Raw genomic sequence first — 16,356 nt, forward strand, 5'->3', positions numbered from 1 at the left:
GATTGGTAATTTAAATGAGTAAGAAAATACAGCCTGAAAAAACCCGTAATATCGGGATCATTGCTCATATCGATGCTGGTAAAACAACAACGACTGAGCGTGTCCTTTACTACACGGGTAAGAGTCATAAGATTGGCGAAGTGCATGACGGCAACGCTACGATGGATTGGATGGAGCAGGAGCAGGAGCGGGGAATCACTATCACCTCTGCGGCGACAACTTGTTCCTGGCGTGATCACCAGATCAATATTATTGATACGCCCGGCCATGTTGATTTTACGGCTGAGGTCGAAAGGTCTTTGCGGGTCCTTGATGGTGCTGTGGGCGTATTCGATGCGGTGAGTGGTGTTGAGCCCCAATCTGAGACTGTCTGGCGACAGGCGAGCAAATATAAGGTGCCAAGAATATGTTTTGTCAATAAGATGGATCGGGCTGGAGCGGATTTCCTGGCTTGTGTTAAGCAGATGGTGGAAAAACTGGGGGCGTATCCAGTTGCCATTCAGCTTCCACTGGGTGCCGAGGCTGGTTTCCTGGGTGTGATTGACCTGATTGATATGAAGGCGAATGTGTATTCCGATGCCAAGAATAAAGGGGAAACCTTCGATGTTGTTGATATCCCGGCGGAATATCAGGGTCAGGCTGAAGAGTACAGGGAAAAACTGATCGAATCGGTTTCGGATGTGGATGACGCGATCATGGAAAAGTTTCTCGGTGGAGAAGATGTGTCGCGTGATGAAATTGTCGCGGCACTGAGAAAGGGAACCCTGGAAAACACATTTACTCCGATTTTATGTGGTGCCGCTTTTAAAAATAAAGGTGTCCAGCAATTGCTTGATGCGGTTGTCTACTACCTCCCCTCCCCCCAGGAGCTCAAATCCATTACCGGCTCAAACCCAAACACCCAGAAAGAAGAGACTCGAAAGCTTGATGCGGCGGATCCGCTGTCTGCTCTGGCTTTTAAGATTATGACTGATCCTTTTGTTGGTCAGTTGGCGTTTGTGCGTGTTTATTCCGGTAAATTGACCAGCGGTTCCTATGTTTATAATTCAACAAAAAATGAAAGAGAGCGTGTCGGCCGAATCCTGAGGATGCATGCTAATAAGAGGGAAGAGGTTGATACGGTGCGGGCCGGTGATATTGCGGCGGTGATCGGATTGAAAAAGAGCTATACCGGGGACACTCTTTGTGATCAGGATAACCCGATCATTCTTGAGGCGATTCAGTTTCCTGAGCCGGTTATATCTGTGGCCATCGAGCCAAAAACCAAAGCTGAGCAGGAAAAGCTCTCGGACTGTCTTGTCAAGCTTCTTCAGGAGGATCCTACGTTTAAGGTGCGTGTTGATCCTGATACGAATCAGACTGTAATTTCGGGTATGGGTGAATTGCATCTTGAAATTCTGGTTGACCGGATGCGACGTGAGTTTTCTCTTGATGTGGATGTGTCCAAACCTCAGGTGGCCTATAAAGAAACGATCACCAAGGCTGTTGAGCACGAAAACAAATATGTCAAGCAGAGTGGTGGGCGCGGCCAGTACGGTCATGTTGTGATCAAGGTCGAACCAAGAGAGGCTGGAACGGGTTTTGAGTTTGTCAATAAAATTGTTGGGGGTGCTATTCCCCGTGAGTTTATTCCTGCTGTGCAGAAGGGTGTTGAGGAGGCAATGGGGAGAGGTATTATGTGTGGATACCCCACGGTGGATGTTTCTGTGACATTGCTGGACGGGTCGTTCCATGATGTCGACTCTTCTGAGATGGCATTTAAAATTTGTGCTTCCATGGCTTTTAGGGAAGCTTGTAAAAAAGGATCTCCTCAATTGCTGGAACCGGTTATGGATGTGGAGGTCGTTACGCCTGAAGAGTTTATGGGCGATGTGATAGGTAAGCTGAATTCCAAGCGCGGCAAGATCAAAGACCTTTCTGATCGTGCCGGTGCGAAAGTGATTAGGGCAGAAGTCCCGCTCTCTGGGATGTTCGGGTACTCCACCGATCTGCGATCGGCCACTCAGGGGCGCGCGAATTACTCCATGGAGTTTGCCAAGTATGAGGGTGTTCCTGCCGCGATTGCTGAAGAGTTGGTGGCTAAGGCAACAGGGTCAAAAGAGAAATTAGCAGTTTAATAAAAATTATTTGAAAATATATTGGAGTGAACCGGCATGGCTAAAGAAAAATTTGTTCGAGATAAACCGCATTTAAACGTTGGTACCATTGGTCACGTTGACCATGGAAAGACGACACTCACTGCATCTATTTCAGAGGTTCTGTCTAAAAAAGGATTGGCAGAGACAATCGCGTTTGATCAAATTGATAAAGCCCCCGAGGAAAAAGAGCGAGGAATTACGATCGCTATTGCTCATATTGAATACAATTCTGAGACTCGTCATTATGCCCATGTTGACTGTCCCGGTCATGCTGATTATGTCAAGAATATGATCACCGGTGCGGCTCAAATGGATGGTGCGATTCTGGTTATCTCTGCTAACGATGGCCCTATGCCGCAGACCCGTGAGCATATCCTTTTGGCGCGTCAGGTAGGTGTTCCTAAGATTGTTGTTTTTATGAATAAATGTGACATGGTTGATGATCCTGAGCTATTGGATCTCGTTGAGCTCGAAGTGCGCGAATTATTGAGCAAATATGAATTTCCGGGTGACGATATTCCTGTGATTCGTGGAAGCGCGTTGCAGGCTTTGGAAAATCCGGAAGATGAAGAAAAAACTAAGCCTATTATGGAGTTAATGGAGGCGCTTGATACTTATTTTCCGGTGCCTGATCGGCCTGTAGATAAGCCTTTCCTGATGCCGATTGAAGATATCTTTAGTATTTCAGGCCGTGGAACGGTTGCGACCGGACGTGTTGAGACCGGTGTTGTTAAGGTTGGTGAGGAGATCGAGATCGTTGGGTTTAAGCCAACTACAAAAACCACTGCGACGGGTGTTGAAATGTTCCGCAAACTTCTTGATGAGGGCCGTGCTGGAGAAAACGTGGGTGTTCTTTTGCGTGGAACCAAGCGCGAAGAAATTGAGCGTGGTCAGGTTTTGGCGAAGCCCGGTTCCATCACTCCGCATACAAAATTCAAGGCGGAAGTTTATATTCTGACTAAAGATGAGGGTGGTCGGCATACTCCTTTCTTTAATGGTTACCGCCCGCAATTTTATTTTAGAACTACCGATGTGACGGGTGTTGCGACTCTGCCGGCAGGTGTGGAAATGGTAATGCCTGGCGATAATGTCTCAATGGAAATTACGCTGATCACGCCGGTAGCAATGGCTAAAGAGCTTCGCTTCGCGATTCGCGAAGGTGGTCGTACGGTGGGAGCCGGAGTTGTTGGTGAGATCATCGAATAATGAGCGACCAGAAAATAAAAATCAGACTCAAGGCATACGACCATAAGTTGCTGGATTGGTCGGTAGGGGAAATCGTGGAAACCACCCGGCGCACTGGTGCCAAGGTGGTCGGCCCAATACCCTTGCCTACGATGAAAAATAAATGGACCGTTTTGCGTTCCCCTCATGTGGATAAAAAATCTCGTGAGCAATTTGAGATTCGAACGCATAAGCGGATCCTTGAAATCCTTGAGCCGACCCCCCAAACCGTAGATGCGCTGATGAAGCTGGATCTGTCCGGGGGTGTTGATATTGAGATCAAGCTTTAATTCAGAGTAAAAATGAGTGTATTAATTGGAAAAAAAATCGGCATGACCGAAGTGTTTGACGATAAGGGTGACTGTGTCCCGGTTACCGTGATTCATGTTGAACGTTGTGTGCCGGTGTTGAAGCGGACTGAAGAGAAAGACGGATACCAGGCTCTCATGCTGGCATATGGATCTCGAAAGCCGAAACATACCAGCAAACCTTTGCAGGGTTTTTATGATAAGCATAAAGCTGAACCTGCGAAAATTCTTCGTGAATTCAGGGGTGAGGATGTTGATGATGATGCCATGGGGAAACCGCTTAAAGTAGATGTTTTCAGTGAGGGCGATAAGATCTCGGTGGTGGGGGTAGCCAAGGGCCGGGGATTTGCCGGGGTTTTCAGGCGGTATAATTATGGCGGAGCGCCAGCCTCTCATGGTCATCATGAAAGCTATCGAGGTACCGGTTCGATAGGTATGCATACTTATCCTGGCAGGGTTTTTAAGGGGACGGGTATGCCGGGTCGGATGGGCGGTCATAATGTCCGGGTGAAAAACCTTAAAGTCGTCCGGGTCGATGTTGAAAATAATTTGTTGCTGGTCAAGGGGGCCGTCCCCGGGGCCAATGGTGGGATTTTAAACATTTACAAATCTTAAGGGTTGAGTTTTTCCGTTATGCCGGAATTAGATATCGTAGACAGCAGCAATAAAAAAGTGGGCACTGTAGAAGCTCCCGCAAGCGTCTTTGAGGTTAAGGTCAGCGAAGAATTGGTTCAGAGGTATGTGACTATGCAGCTGGGCGCACGTCGTGGTGGAAATGCGGCGACCAAGCAGAATAAGGGAGATTTGCATGGAAGTAATGCGAAACCCTGGAGGCAGAAGGGAACAGGCCGTGCTCGATCGGGTAATACAAGATCACCGGTTTGGCGCGGGGGTATGACAGTTTTTGGGCCCAGCCCGAGAAGTTATGCGTTTCAGTTGACTAAAAAATCCAAGAAGCTTGCTATCAGTTCCGTGTTAACTGAAAGGCTTAAAACCCGGAATTTTATGGTGGTGGATTCTCTCAGCCTTGAGAGTCCAAAAACAAAGGGGGCGGTGGCATTGTTGAATGGATTGGGGCTCCCTGCGAAAACACTGTTTCTTGTGTCGGAGAAAAACGAAAACCTGCAGCTGGCAACGCGCAATCTCCCGCAGGCGGATGTGCTTTTGGTTGACGGTCTCAATGTTTTCGACTTGCTGGTCCACGAGCGGATAGTTTGTACTGCTGACGCGCTAAAGAAAATTGAGGAACGGTTAAACTGATGGATATTTATCAGGTAATAGAGAAACCTCTGGTCACGGAAAAGGGGAGCGATATGCTTGCCCAGGGAAACTGGGTGCTGTTTCGAGTGAACCCTGCGGCTAACAAGATTCAAATCCGTGAAGCGGTACAAAAGATATTTGATGTGAAAGTCCTTCATGTAAACACCCAGATAGTTCGGGGCAAACGAAAGCGGTTTGGCAGAACTATGGGTCATACTAAAACCTGGAAAAAGGCAATGGTTCAGTTGAAAGAAGGCGACAGGATAGAAATTTTTGAGGGAGTGTAAGCGGTAATGCCTATTAGAAAGTTAAAGCCCAGATCACCCGGTGTGAGATTCCAGACCATTTCCGGTTTCGACGAGGTCACTAAGTCGACTCCAGAAAAAAGTCTGCTCGTTGCCATAGCACGGAAGGGCGGGCGAAACAATAATGGGCGAATCACTGCCAAGCGTAGAGGTGGCGGTCATCGGAAGCAGTATCGGATCATAGACTTCAAACGCCGGAAGGATGGAATTCCGGCAAAAGTCGTGGGTATTGAATACGATCCCAATCGTAGCGCACGCATCGCCCTTCTGTCATATTCGGATGGGGAAAAGCGGTATATCATTTCTCCTTCCAAGCTGAATGTGGGGGATGTGTTGATGTCGGGTGAGAACGCCGAGATTCGTGTTGGTAATTGTCTTCCTCTTAAAGACATTCCAGAAGGTACTTTGATTCATAATGTAGAGATGCGACCTGGAAAAGGGGCGCAGATTGCTCGTAGTGCCGGCGGTGGTGTTCAGTTGATGGCTAAAGAGGGGGAGTATGTCAATCTCAAGCTGAGGTCGGGTGAGGTTCGGCTGATTCACAAAAACTGTCGGGCAACCATTGGTACGGTGGGAAACGCTGATCATGAAAATGTTTCTATAGGTAAGGCTGGAAGAGTGAGATGGATGGGGCGTCGTCCCCGTGTTCGTGCGGTTGCCATGAACCCTGTGGATCATCCGATGGGTGGTGGTGAAGGTCGGTCTTCAGGGGGTCGTCACCCTTGTAGTCCCTGGGGACAGAGTGCTAAAGGATTGAAGACAAGACGTGTTAAAAAACCATCGAATAAATTTATTCTCAGCCGCAAAAAGAAAAAATAAACTGAGGTTTTGGTATGGCTCGATCATTAAAAAAAGGACCGTTTGTCGATTCGCATTTGCAGAATAAAATCGATGAGATGAACCGGAAGAATGAAAAGAAAGTTTGCAAGACCTGGTCTCGCAGATCAACGATTACACCGGATTTTGTCGGGCATACTTTGTCGGTTCACAATGGTAAGAAATTTCTACCGGTTTTTGTTTCGGAAAATATGGTTGGCCATAAGCTGGGCGAATTTGCTCCCACTCGTACATTCAGATCTCATGGCGGTAAAACCAAAAAAGCAGTGACTAAATAAAAAAGATATATCATGGAAGTTAAAGCTCAACTCAGGCATACAAGAACGGCACCCCGCAAGGCGCGGTTGGTAGCGGATTTGATTCGCGGTAAGAACGTGAATGACGCCATCAATATTCTTGCGTTCACTCGCAAGCGTGCGGCTGACAAGATTCAAAAGCTGTTGAAGTCTGCAATCGCCAATGCGGAGGAGAACCATAAGATCCTTGATGTGGATGATTTGGTGATCAAAAACGTGCAGGTTGATGAAGGTGTGACATGGAAGCGCAATATGCCAAGGGCTCGTGGAATGGCAACCATGATACAAAAGAAGACCAGTCATATTACTTTGATACTGGAAGAAAAAGAATCTTAAGGAGAATAGAGCGTGGGTCAAAAAGTTCACCCTTATGGGTTTAGGTTGGGATTCAGCAAAACTTGGATATCTAACTGGTATGCCAGGAAAGGATATTCCGACCAGTTGATTGAGGATATGGCTCTCCGGAAACATATCTTTAAAACACTCGCCCATGCAGGTATTTCCAGGGTGGAAATTGAGCGTTCCGCAAACCGTGTTCGGGTCAATATTCACACTGCACGACCAGGAATCATCATTGGGAAGAAAGGTCTGGAGGTTGACAGGCTTAAGCTTGAGTTGCAGAAGGTTATGTCTGGCAAGCAGGTGAACCTGAATATTAAAGAGGTGCGCCGTGCTGAGTTGGATGCGGCTTTGATAGGACAAAATATAGCCCTGCAATTGGAGAAGAGGGTTTCTTTTCGCCGCGCGATGAAGAAGAGTGTGGTTTCGGCGCTTCGGTTTGGGGCTAAGGGAATAAAAATAAGGGTCTCGGGTCGGTTGGGAGGAGCAGAAATTGCCCGCAGTGAATGGTACCGGGAGGGACGTGTTCCTCTTCATACCTTGAGGGCGGATATCGATTATGGGACAGCGAGTTCAAATACCACCTTTGGAATTATTGGAGTGAAGGTTTGGGTTTATAAGGGAGATATTCTCCCGGGCAAAGGTATTGAGCCGCCTCAGGGATTCCAGGAAAAAGAAAAAGAAAAGGCTTCGGCCTGAGTTTTGGTGCTTAAATCGGGCAGCAATCTGTCTGTAAATGTTTTTTTTTGGAGATAATGCATCATGTTGATGCCCAAAAGAGTTAAATATAGAAAACGCCATAAGGGAAGAATGCGTGGCACTGCCTATCGAGGTGGTTCTCTGGATTTTGGCACTTATGGTTTGCAAACGCTGGAGTGTGGTCGTATCACCAACCGGCAGATTGAGGCGGCGCGTATTGCAATGACCCGCTACATAAAGCGTGGAGGAAAAATCTGGCTGAGAATTTTCCCTGACAAACCGGTTTCCAAAAAACCATTGGAAACAAGAATGGGTAAGGGTAAAGGGAATCCGGAGTTTTGGGTGGCTGTTGTAAAGCCAGGGCGAATGCTTTATGAGATGGAAGGTGTGCCTGAGGATATTGCCAAGGAAGCGTTTCGTCTGGCAGCGCATAAATTATCAGTGTCTACCCGGTTTGTTGTTAAACAGGCCTGACGGGAATAGAGAAAACATATTATGAAAGCTGAAGAAGTAAGAAATCTTTCTGAGAAAGAGCGGGAAGAAAAAATAGTAGATATCAATCAGGAAATTTTCAACCTGCGATTGCAACTGGCAACGGGCAAGATAGAAAACCCCAGTCGTATCAGGTTTCTCAGGAGAGATATTGCGCGGCTGAAAACGATTCAAAATGAACAACGGGCTGCTGGAAAAGATTCGGTAAAGCAGGAAGAGAAAAAAGAAAGTTCTGATAAATAAAATACAGGTGAACCCTGAACTTTAAATTGGAGTTGTAAAAGCTTTTGGAGAAGACGACTAGAAAAACCCTGATGGGCCTTGTGGTGAGTAGTAAAATGGATAAAACCGTTGTTGTGAAGGTGGAGCGTAAGTTCACTCACCCCAAGTTTAAGAAAGTGGTTAAAAGTTCGCGTAAGTATAGTGCCCACGATGAGAAAAACGAATGCTGTCCTGGTGATTTCATTAGTATCCGCGAAACCCGGCCGCTGAGCAAAACCAAACGCTGGCGCTTGGTGGAGATCATCAAGAAAGGTGAGGAGGCAGGTAAAGCGTCATGATTCAACTGAGAACAGTTTTAGATGTGGCGGATAATTCTGGAGCCAAGGTGGTTCAATGCATCAAGGTCCTGGGTGGGTCACGTCGGCGTTATGCCCGGATTGGGGATGTTATCGTGGTCGCGGTCAAAGAGGTTGACCCTCAGAGCAGCCTTAAGAAAGGCGAAGTAAAAAAAGCTGTGGTTGTAAGAACTCGCAAAGAGTTGCGCCGCTCGAATGGCACCTATATTAAATTTGACAATAACGCCGCGGTTCTGATTGGGGAAGGCAGGGAGCCGGTAGGGACTCGTATATTTGGTCCGGTGGGCCGTGAATTGCGTGCCAAGCGTTATATGAAAATACTCTCGCTTGCTCCGGAGGTGCTGTAGTGAAAAAGGCGTCTTATAAACTTGGTCTTAAAAAGGACGATATTGTCCAGGTGATTTCTGGGAAAGAAAAAGGAAAAAAAGGAAAACTCCTGGCGATCTTCCCTGAAGAGCAAAGGGTTACGGTTGAAAAACTTAATATGGTTAAGCGCCACACAAAGGGAGATGGCAAAACCCGTCAACCCGGCATCATAGAAAAAGAAGGAAAGATTCATATCTCCAATGTTCTGCTGGTCAGCGACAAGGTGGGTAAGGGGGTGCGGACCAAGCTGAAAAAACTTGAAGATGGAAAACGTGTCCGGGTCTGTGTGAAAACCGGCGATGTCCTGGATAAGGTGTAGTAATGTCAAATTTTAAAACAAGCTATTACGAAAAGCATCAGGCCGCTATCCAGAAAGAGCTGGGTCTCGGTAATATTATGCAGGTTCCCAGGATGACCAAGATTACGGTCAATATGGGACTGGGTGAGGCATTGCAGAACTCCAAGCTTATTGAATCGGGCATTGACCAGTTAAGGGTAATTACCGGGCAGCAGCCAGTGGTCACCAAGGCGAAAAAATCGATCTCAAACTTCAAGTTGCGTGAAGGGGTTTCAATAGGGCTCAAGGTGACTTTGCGGGGAAACAGGATGTATGAGTTTTATGAGCGATTGGTTTCGTTCGCGTTGCCCCGGGTAAGAGATTTTAAAGGGTTGCCTCCCAAGGCGTTTGATGGTCGAGGTAACTACACGATTGGACTTAAGGAACAATTGATTTTCCCGGAAATAGTGTTTGATAAAGTTGAAAAAGTGAAGGGAATGAATATAACAATCACCACCTCGGCACAAAATGATGAGCAGGGAAGGTGTTTGTTAACCCATATGGGACTACCGCTTAGAAAGTAAGGGAATATGGCAAAGAAATCACTAGTCGCCAAGTCGAAGCGAGAACAGAAATTTAAAGTGCGCCAGTATAACAGGTGTAATGTTTGTGGCAGGCCTCGAGGGTATCTTCGAAAATTCGGTATGTGTCGAATTTGTTTCAGAGAAAGAGCTTTGCGCGGTGAAATTCCAGGTGTTACAAAGGCAAGTTGGTAGTTTAAACTAATTATTTTTTGGAGTAATGTTTCGTTATGATGACCGATCCCATCGCTGATCTTTTTACCCGTATTCGAAACGGGCTGATGGTCAGGCACCCGAGGGTTGATGTCCCCGGCTCAAAGATGAAAACCCGTATCGTGGAAATTTTGAAGGAAGAAGGCTATATCAAAAATTTCCGGTTTTATGAGGATAATCTGCAGGGAATAATCCGGGTGTATTTGAAATATAAAGATGATGAGCCGGTCATTCGCGGGATCAAACGAATCAGTAAGCCTGGCCGGAGAAACTATGTCAAGCGGGACAGAGTGCCCAAAGTTCTCAATGGTCTGGGGCTGGCTATTATGTCTACCTCTGCGGGGGTGATGACTGATCGTGAGTGTAGGGAAAAAGGGGTTGGAGGAGAAGTGCTTGGCCACGTCTGGTAAGCAGTGTGGCTAAGTGTTGCAGAACGGATCTTTAATTTTTGAGCCCGGCTATTGAGGCTGGGCATAAACACTGAACTGATATAGAAGTATCGCAATGTCTCGAATTGGAAAAAAACCAATTAATGTGCCCTCTGGGGTAGATTTGAAAATCAACGGATCAAATGTTTCGGTAAAAGGGCCAAAGGGTCAGTTGCAGCGTGTGTTGCACCCGAATATGAAGATTGAGCTGAAAGATGGTGTGGTTACGGTGACTCGTCCTACAGATGGCAGGCTGGATCGGTCTCTGCATGGACTGACTCGTACGTTGATTAACAATATGGTGATTGGGGTTACAGAAGGCTACTCAAAACAGCTTAATATTGTAGGCGTGGGATATCGAGTCGAGTTAAAGGGGAAAAACCTGGTCTTAAACCTGGGGCATTCGCATGCAATCAATTACCCCGCCCCGGAAGGTGTTGAGTTTGATGTTGATCCCAAAAAAAATACAATTGTTGTAAAAGGAACCAATAAGGAAAGTGTTGGCCAGACCGCTGCGGAAATACGCGGTTTCCGACCGCCAGAACCTTATAAAGGAAAAGGGGTCATGTACTCTACGGAAAGAATTCGCAGAAAAGCTGGTAAAGCAGCTGTAGGTAAAGGATAAGAACTATGAAAACCTCTGAACGGGAACGACTGCGTTTGCAGAGAAAAAAAAGGGTCAAGCTCAAGGTGCAGAAGCAATCAGGCAGACCCCGTTTGACAGTGTTCCGAAGCACCAAACATATATACGCTCAAATTGTTGATGACAATGAGGGAAAAACCCTTGTGGCGATGTCTTCGCTTTCACCCAACTTCAAAGAACAGATGAAAACAGGGGGAAACCTGAAAGCGGCGACATTGGTTGGCTCACTTGTTGGTGAAGCAGCAGCCGCAAAGGGTATCAAGGAAGTTTATTATGACCGAAACGGATTTTTGTATGCCGGGCGTATTAAAGCTTTGGCTGATGCTGTTCGGGAAAAAGGTATAAAATTTTAATCCATAACGCAGGAGGAAGTGTTGCGACAACGGGAGCCGGAAAAACCCACAGATTTTGTTGATAAGGTTGTAAAGATCAACCGTGTAGCTAAAGTTGTGAAAGGTGGACGTCGTTTCAGCTTCAGCGCGCTGGTAGTGGTGGGCAATCGTGATGGCAAGGTTGGCTGGGGTTTGGGAAAGGCTAACGAAGTCCCGGAAGCAATACGCAAAGGTGTGGAAAAGGCCAAAAGGGATATGGTGACAGTCAGCCTGGAAGGTTCTTCCATTCCGCACGAAGTGATAGGTGCTTATGGAGCCGGCAGGGTTTTGATGAAGCCCGCGTCAAGAGGTACTGGATTGATAGCTGGTGGTGCTGTAAGGGCAGTGTTGGAGGCCGTTGGAGTTCGCGATGTTTTGACAAAATGTTTGCGAACCAATAATCCGCATAATGTGGTCAAGGCAACCATTCAGGGGTTGACGGCTTTACGCGGTCTTAAAGAATGTTCTCGCCTGCGTGACAAATAATTTACCCTGATTTTTACTGAGGATAGGGAATGTTGCAATTATCAAACTTGAAGGGCCCGGAACGAAAGAATAGAAAACGCGTTGGTCGAGGTATAGGTTCTGGGACGGGAAAAACTTCCGGCAAGGGACAAAAGGGCCAGAAATGCCGATCAGGAGGAAGCCCTCATCCATGGTTTGAAGGTGGGCAGATGCCTATTTATAGAAGATTGCCCAAGCGCGGGTTCACCAATATATTTAAGAAGCAGTTTGAGATTGTTAATGTATGTGACCTGGCTCGTTGTGCCGGTATAGATCCTGTAACCCCGGAAGTGATGAAGGAAAAAGGGCTGATCAAGAAAACTGCATTGGTAAAGATCCTGGGCTGTGGTGAACTGACGGAATCATTAAATGTTCATGCGCATAAATTCAGCGGATCAGCTCAGGCCAAAATTGAAAAGTCCGGGGGAAAGGTTGTTAACCTCTAGATGAGTGGCGCTGATAGTTTTGGCAATATTTTTCGCGTACCTGAGCTGAAGAAGCGGGTTCTTTTTACGCTTGGGCTTTTAGTTGTTTATCGGATTGGTGCCCATATCCCGACCCCGGGTATTAACTCGGTTGCGCTGGCAGAATTGTTTGCCCGGGCCCAGGGAACTATACTGGGTTTTTTCGATATGTTTTCCGGCGGAGCATTAAGCCGGCTGACAATATTTGCTCTGGGCATTATGCCCTATATCAGTTCATCGATCATCATTCAGTTGATGACGATTGTTTCTCCCTACCTGGCAAGGTTGAAAAAGGAGGGGGAGCAGGGGCAAAAAAAGATCACTCAATACACCCGGTATGGAACAGTGGTATTGAGTATGATCCAGGGGTCAGGCATCGCTGTCGGATTGGAAGCTATGAAAAGTCCGAGTGGCGGCCTCATTGTACCGGAGCCGGGTTGGTCCTTCAGAATGATGACGGTTTTGACCCTTACGGCCGGTACATGTTTTCTGATGTGGCTGGGAGAACAGATTACTGAGCGGGGAATAGGAAATGGAATTTCCCTGATCATTTTTTCTGGAATTGTTGCTGGAACACCGGCGGCAATTTTTCAGTCAATGGATTTGATGGGCACTGGCGAAATGTCTGTGCTTGTCATGCTGTTCCTTTTAGTATTGATGGTTGCGGTGGTTGGTGCCATTGTTTTTACGGAGGGAGGGCAGCGCAGGATTCCGATCCAATACGCCAAACGGGTAGTGGGTCGTAAGATGATGGGTGGTCAGGCAACGCACTTGCCTTTGAAAGTCAATACGTCGGGAGTTATCCCGCCGATTTTTGCTTCATCGATCATCATGTTTCCGGCGACGATTGCCCAGTTTATCACCCATCCGTGGATGCAGTCTTTATCGGCAATGCTGACTCCCGGAACTATTGTTTATAGTCTGATTTTTGTTGGCGCGGTATTTTTCTTTTGTTATTTCTATACTGCTGTCATATTCAACCCTGTTGATGTGGCGGACAATATGAAAAAACATGGGGGATATGTGCCGGGAATCAGACCCGGGGCTAAAACCTCCGAATATATCGACACGATCCTTTCCAGGGTCACGTTTTATGGGGCGTTGTATCTTTCTTTAATCTGTATTTTACCGGATTATTTGATAAAATATTTCAACATCCCATTTTACTTCGGTGGAACAAGCCTTTTGATCGTTGTGGGTGTTTCGTTGGATACCATGCAGCAGATTGAGTCCCACTTGGTCATGAGAAACTATGATGGCTTTGTCAAAAAGGGGCGATTGAAAAGCCGAAGAGGCTGATTGATGAGATTGATTCTTTTAGGTCCGCCGGGAGCTGGAAAAGGCACTCAGGCCCAAATGCTGAAAGAAAAATTTCGCATCCCGCAGATATCCACCGGTGATATTTTAAGGCAAGCGGTTAAGGATAAAAGTGAACTGGGCATTAAGGCCCAGTCGTTTATGGATGCCGGTCAGCTGGTTCCCGATGATGTGGTGATCGGCTTGATCAAGGAACGCTTTAAACAGGCTGACTGTGAAGCCGGGTTTATTTTAGACGGGTTTCCGAGAACAATTGTCCAGGCTGAAAAACTTTCGGAAACATTGACAGAAGTTGGCCTTGCGATTGATACAGTGGTTGATCTGGAAGTCAACCCTGATGAAGTGATCAACCGGTTAGTTGGGCGTAGTACTTGCCAGGATTGCGGCGCTATGTTTCATGAAGAGTCCCGCCCTCCCAGGGTCGCTGGGGTTTGTGACAGTTGCGGTGGTGCTCTGGCTCAGAGGCAGGATGATAACAAGGAAACGATTCTGAAGCGGTTGGATGTATATCAGGAGTCTACCGCACCTTTAAAGCAGTTTTATAAGGAGCAGGGGAATCTGAAAACGGTAACAGCAAGCGGGTCTGTAGAAGAAATTTTTTCACGCGTTTTAGAAATGGTGAAGTGAAGGATGTCTAAAGAAGAATCCATTGAAGTTGAGGGCACCATACTTGAGCCATTGCCGAACGCAATGTTCCGGGTGGAACTGGAAAATGGTCATAAGGTGCTGGCCCATATATCAGGTAAAATGCGTATGCATTTTATCCGTATCCTGTCTGGAGATAAGGTAAAGGTTCAGCTTTCTCCTTACGATTTAACCCGAGGGCGTATCACCTATCGGTATAAATAAAAGAGGACGGTAACATGAAAGTCAGGGCATCGGTCAAGCCAATTTGTATGAAGTGCAAAGTAATTCGCCGTCGAGGTGTAGTGCGGGTTATTTGTGAAAACCCGAAACATAAGCAAAGACAGGGATAATTTCCAAAAGGAGAAACAGTGGCAAGAATAGCGGGTGTAGATATTCCTAAAGACAAGCCGGCGAAAGTCGCTCTCACATACATATATGGAGTAGGTCCAGCTACTTCCCGTAATATCCTGGAAAAAGCACAGGTCGGTGAAGCAATCAGGATGAAAGACTTGACCGAAGAAGAGGTGACCCGGATCCGTAATGTCATTGAGAAAGATCATGAAGTAGAAGGTGATTTAAGGCGTATTGTCACCATGAACATAAAGCGTTTGATGGATATCGGAGCCTATAGAGGACTTCGCCATCGTAAAGGATTGCCGGTTCGCGGACAAAGGACACACACTAACGCAAGAACCCGGAAGGGGCCCAAGAAAACTGTGGGAGCCCGGGCAAAAAAATAAGGACTGACTTTAATGGATAAAAAATCAAAGACTGGGAAGAAAAAGCAAAAGACAGTGCCTGAGGTGGGGGTCGCCCATATTCAGGCAACGTTTAATAATACTATTGTTACCATTTCAGACATGTCTGGAAATGTGGTGTCTTGGTCCAGTGCTGGCGCGCAGGGCTTCAAAGGTTCAAGAAAAAGTACCCCGTTTGCCGCGCAGGTGGCTGCTGACAAGGCGGCTGTCAAGGCAAGGGATATGGGAATGAAAAAACTGGAAGTCCATGTGAAAGGGCCGGGATCAGGACGGGAGTCTGCGATACGGTCTTTGCAGGCCGCGGGAATGGAAGTTCTTGTTATTCGTGATAAGACACCCATTCCGCATAATGGGTGCCGCCCAAGAAAACGTCGCAGAGTTTAATTGCGTAAAACCGAAAGGAGAAGCTGAATTTGGCCAGGTATACAGGTTCTGTTTGTCGACTGTGTCGGCGAGAAGGCATAAAATTGTATTTGAAAGGTTCCCGTTGCGAGACGGCTAAGTGTGCTATTGAAAAACGAGCATACCCTCCCGGACAGCATGGACAGGGAAGGAAGAAATTCTCGGAATACGGGGTGCAGCTTCGTGAAAAACAAAAGGTAAAACGGATTTATGGAGTGCTGGAAAAGCAGTTTAGAAACTACTTTTTTGCCGCGGATAAGAAAAAAGGCATTACCGGCGAAAACCTCCTGCAAAATTTAGAGTTGCGGATGGATAATGTTATTTATAGGATGGGGCTGGCTTCTTCAAGAAGCACGGCTCGCCAGTTGGTCAGGCATGGACACTTTACCGTTAACGGAAAAAAGGTCAACATCCCGTCTTATTCTCTCGGTCAAGGGGATACGATAGCCGTAAACCCCAATAAAGAAAAAAAGGCGCCTGTTAAAAACGCTATTGAGAATATTAAAGATAAAACTTTGCCGGACTGGCTGTCATTTGATGTGGATAGCAAACAGGGCATTGTGCAGGCTTTGCCAACAAGAGAGCATGTAACCATGCCAATTGAGGAACAGCTGATCGTTGAGCTTTACTCACGTTAAAGCTGATTGGATTCTCACAACAAACTAATTAAAAACTTTCCCTAATCAAGAGGTCGGAGACTTCATGTTCACAGCCCAAGGAATCGTTAAACCTAAGCGATTAGAATTTGATAAGAAAAACAAGTCGGAGTTTTACGGAAAGCTCAGTGCTGGTCCGTTCGAGCGCGGGTATGGGGTGACAATCGGTAATTCATTGAGAAGGATGCTCTTGTCATCCATCGAAGGTGCCGCCATTGTAGCCGTAAAATTTGAGGGAATTTTTCATGAGTTTTCCTCTATTCCTGGAGTGGT

30 protein-coding genes are annotated in these 16,356 nt (G+C 46.7%); all 30 read left to right on the forward strand.

Annotation, left to right across the window (positions count from 1 at the left end):
- Positions 1-14 precede the first annotated feature (14 nt).
- The gene (gene fusA / locus F3741_00980; protein MZG29371.1) at positions 15-2,117 is read left to right on the forward strand and encodes an elongation factor G; all 2,103 of its coding nucleotides are present in this window, start codon (positions 15-17) and stop codon (positions 2,115-2,117) included.
- A 36-nt stretch (positions 2,118-2,153) separates the two neighbouring features.
- Positions 2,154-3,344, forward strand: coding sequence for an elongation factor Tu (gene tuf, locus F3741_00985; GenBank protein MZG29372.1), 1,191 nt, complete (start codon positions 2,154-2,156; stop codon positions 3,342-3,344).
- A complete protein-coding gene (gene rpsJ / locus F3741_00990; GenBank protein MZG29373.1) occupies positions 3,344-3,652 on the forward strand; it encodes a 30S ribosomal protein S10 in 309 nt (102 codons plus the stop codon). The genes tuf and rpsJ overlap by 1 nt, the downstream gene beginning before the upstream one ends.
- A gap of 12 nt (positions 3,653-3,664) precedes the next feature.
- Positions 3,665-4,285 carry a 50S ribosomal protein L3 gene (locus F3741_00995; protein MZG29374.1) on the forward strand — a complete coding sequence of 207 codons (621 nt, stop codon included), beginning with the start codon at positions 3,665-3,667 and terminating at the stop codon, positions 4,283-4,285.
- Positions 4,286-4,303: 18 nt separating this feature from the next.
- Positions 4,304-4,930: a 50S ribosomal protein L4 gene (gene rplD, locus F3741_01000; protein ID MZG29375.1), complete on the forward strand. Its 627-nt coding sequence runs from the start codon at positions 4,304-4,306 to the stop codon at positions 4,928-4,930.
- Positions 4,930-5,217 carry a 50S ribosomal protein L23 gene (locus F3741_01005; protein ID MZG29376.1) on the forward strand — a complete coding sequence of 96 codons (288 nt, stop codon included), beginning with the start codon at positions 4,930-4,932 and terminating at the stop codon, positions 5,215-5,217. Before rplD ends, F3741_01005 begins: the two co-directional genes overlap by 1 nt.
- A gap of 6 nt (positions 5,218-5,223) precedes the next feature.
- Complete coding sequence (rplB, locus tag F3741_01010) at positions 5,224-6,054, forward strand: 50S ribosomal protein L2 (protein ID MZG29377.1); 831 nt, start codon at positions 5,224-5,226, stop codon at positions 6,052-6,054.
- A 14-nt stretch (positions 6,055-6,068) separates the two neighbouring features.
- Positions 6,069-6,350, forward strand: coding sequence for a 30S ribosomal protein S19 (rpsS, locus tag F3741_01015; GenBank protein ID MZG29378.1), 282 nt, complete (start codon positions 6,069-6,071; stop codon positions 6,348-6,350).
- Positions 6,351-6,362: 12 nt separating this feature from the next.
- Positions 6,363-6,704: a 50S ribosomal protein L22 gene (locus F3741_01020; GenBank protein MZG29379.1), complete on the forward strand. Its 342-nt coding sequence runs from the start codon at positions 6,363-6,365 to the stop codon at positions 6,702-6,704.
- A 12-nt stretch (positions 6,705-6,716) separates the two neighbouring features.
- Positions 6,717-7,406, forward strand: a complete 690-nt coding sequence (rpsC, locus tag F3741_01025) for a 30S ribosomal protein S3 (GenBank protein MZG29380.1) — start codon at positions 6,717-6,719, stop codon at positions 7,404-7,406.
- A 63-nt stretch (positions 7,407-7,469) separates the two neighbouring features.
- A complete protein-coding gene (gene rplP / locus F3741_01030) occupies positions 7,470-7,880 on the forward strand; it encodes a 50S ribosomal protein L16 (GenBank protein ID MZG29381.1) in 411 nt (136 codons plus the stop codon).
- A 21-nt stretch (positions 7,881-7,901) separates the two neighbouring features.
- Positions 7,902-8,141, forward strand: coding sequence for a 50S ribosomal protein L29 (locus F3741_01035; protein MZG29382.1), 240 nt, complete (start codon positions 7,902-7,904; stop codon positions 8,139-8,141).
- Between the two features lie 44 nt (positions 8,142-8,185).
- On the forward strand, positions 8,186-8,458 hold the full coding sequence (gene rpsQ / locus F3741_01040; GenBank protein MZG29383.1) for a 30S ribosomal protein S17: 273 nt from the start codon (positions 8,186-8,188) through the stop codon (positions 8,456-8,458).
- Positions 8,455-8,823, forward strand: coding sequence for a 50S ribosomal protein L14 (rplN, locus tag F3741_01045; GenBank protein ID MZG29384.1), 369 nt, complete (start codon positions 8,455-8,457; stop codon positions 8,821-8,823). Before rpsQ ends, rplN begins: the two co-directional genes overlap by 4 nt.
- Complete coding sequence (locus F3741_01050; protein ID MZG29385.1) at positions 8,823-9,161, forward strand: 50S ribosomal protein L24; 339 nt, start codon at positions 8,823-8,825, stop codon at positions 9,159-9,161. Before rplN ends, F3741_01050 begins: the two co-directional genes overlap by 1 nt.
- 2 nt (positions 9,162-9,163) lie before the next feature.
- Positions 9,164-9,703, forward strand: coding sequence for a 50S ribosomal protein L5 (gene rplE, locus F3741_01055; protein ID MZG29386.1), 540 nt, complete (start codon positions 9,164-9,166; stop codon positions 9,701-9,703).
- Positions 9,704-9,709: 6 nt separating this feature from the next.
- Complete coding sequence (locus F3741_01060; protein MZG29387.1) at positions 9,710-9,895, forward strand: type Z 30S ribosomal protein S14; 186 nt, start codon at positions 9,710-9,712, stop codon at positions 9,893-9,895.
- A 35-nt stretch (positions 9,896-9,930) separates the two neighbouring features.
- Positions 9,931-10,323 (forward strand): 30S ribosomal protein S8, encoded by a 393-nt coding sequence (gene rpsH, locus F3741_01065; protein ID MZG29388.1) that lies wholly within the window; start codon positions 9,931-9,933, stop codon positions 10,321-10,323.
- 94 nt (positions 10,324-10,417) lie between these two features.
- Positions 10,418-10,966, forward strand: coding sequence for a 50S ribosomal protein L6 (locus F3741_01070; protein MZG29389.1), 549 nt, complete (start codon positions 10,418-10,420; stop codon positions 10,964-10,966).
- A gap of 5 nt (positions 10,967-10,971) precedes the next feature.
- A complete protein-coding gene (locus tag F3741_01075) occupies positions 10,972-11,337 on the forward strand; it encodes a 50S ribosomal protein L18 (protein MZG29390.1) in 366 nt (121 codons plus the stop codon).
- Between the two features lie 18 nt (positions 11,338-11,355).
- Positions 11,356-11,841: a 30S ribosomal protein S5 gene (locus F3741_01080; protein ID MZG29391.1), complete on the forward strand. Its 486-nt coding sequence runs from the start codon at positions 11,356-11,358 to the stop codon at positions 11,839-11,841.
- A gap of 32 nt (positions 11,842-11,873) precedes the next feature.
- Complete coding sequence (locus F3741_01085; GenBank protein ID MZG29392.1) at positions 11,874-12,305, forward strand: 50S ribosomal protein L15; 432 nt, start codon at positions 11,874-11,876, stop codon at positions 12,303-12,305.
- Positions 12,306-13,622, forward strand: coding sequence for a preprotein translocase subunit SecY (gene secY, locus F3741_01090; protein MZG29393.1), 1,317 nt, complete (start codon positions 12,306-12,308; stop codon positions 13,620-13,622).
- A gap of 3 nt (positions 13,623-13,625) precedes the next feature.
- Positions 13,626-14,267 carry an adenylate kinase gene (locus F3741_01095; GenBank protein ID MZG29394.1) on the forward strand — a complete coding sequence of 214 codons (642 nt, stop codon included), beginning with the start codon at positions 13,626-13,628 and terminating at the stop codon, positions 14,265-14,267.
- A 3-nt stretch (positions 14,268-14,270) separates the two neighbouring features.
- Positions 14,271-14,489, forward strand: coding sequence for a translation initiation factor IF-1 (infA, locus tag F3741_01100; GenBank protein MZG29395.1), 219 nt, complete (start codon positions 14,271-14,273; stop codon positions 14,487-14,489).
- Positions 14,490-14,503: 14 nt separating this feature from the next.
- Positions 14,504-14,617, forward strand: a complete 114-nt coding sequence (gene rpmJ / locus F3741_01105; protein MZG29396.1) for a 50S ribosomal protein L36 — start codon at positions 14,504-14,506, stop codon at positions 14,615-14,617.
- 18 nt (positions 14,618-14,635) lie between these two features.
- The gene (gene rpsM / locus F3741_01110; GenBank protein ID MZG29397.1) at positions 14,636-15,007 is read left to right on the forward strand and encodes a 30S ribosomal protein S13; all 372 of its coding nucleotides are present in this window, start codon (positions 14,636-14,638) and stop codon (positions 15,005-15,007) included.
- Positions 15,008-15,019: 12 nt separating this feature from the next.
- On the forward strand, positions 15,020-15,409 hold the full coding sequence (rpsK, locus tag F3741_01115; protein ID MZG29398.1) for a 30S ribosomal protein S11: 390 nt from the start codon (positions 15,020-15,022) through the stop codon (positions 15,407-15,409).
- 29 nt (positions 15,410-15,438) lie between these two features.
- Positions 15,439-16,065, forward strand: coding sequence for a 30S ribosomal protein S4 (gene rpsD, locus F3741_01120; GenBank protein MZG29399.1), 627 nt, complete (start codon positions 15,439-15,441; stop codon positions 16,063-16,065).
- 64 nt (positions 16,066-16,129) lie between these two features.
- Positions 16,130-16,356 (forward strand): DNA-directed RNA polymerase subunit alpha (locus F3741_01125; protein MZG29400.1); only part of this gene is annotated, 227 nt, incomplete at its 3' end.

The sequence above is a fragment of the Nitrospinota bacterium genome (assembly GCA_009873635.1).
GTDB lineage: Bacteria > Nitrospinota > Nitrospinia > Nitrospinales > VA-1 > LS-NOB.